Raw genomic sequence first — 243 nt, 5'->3', positions numbered from 1 at the left:
AGCCGACATTGCCCATCCAGGCACTGATCCAGTACCCCCATGCCGAGGAAAACCCCATGTACTCGCCGAAGCCAGCTTTGGCGTAGGCATAGACTCCCGAGTCCAGTTCAGGTTTACGGTTGGCCAGGGTCTGGAACACGAATGCCAGGGTCAGCATGCCCACTGCGGTGATTGCCCAGCCAATTAGAACCGCGCCGACGCCGGCACTGGCGGCCATGTTCTGCGGCAGCGAAAAGATCCCGC

General features: G+C 60.9%; 1 protein-coding gene. It reads right to left on the bottom strand.

What is annotated here, in order from left to right; translation table 11 throughout:
- Window positions 1-243, bottom strand: a 243-nt coding sequence (locus J5M56_RS26290; protein WP_207938224.1) for an amino acid permease, incomplete at both ends; no start/stop codon positions are given.

Origin of the sequence: Pseudomonas sp. 51_B, from assembly GCF_017491595.1 — a bacterium.
GTDB classification, from domain to species: domain Bacteria; phylum Pseudomonadota; class Gammaproteobacteria; order Pseudomonadales; family Pseudomonadaceae; genus Aquipseudomonas; species Aquipseudomonas promysalinigenes.
This window is presented reverse-complemented; position numbering and strand designations above follow the sequence as displayed.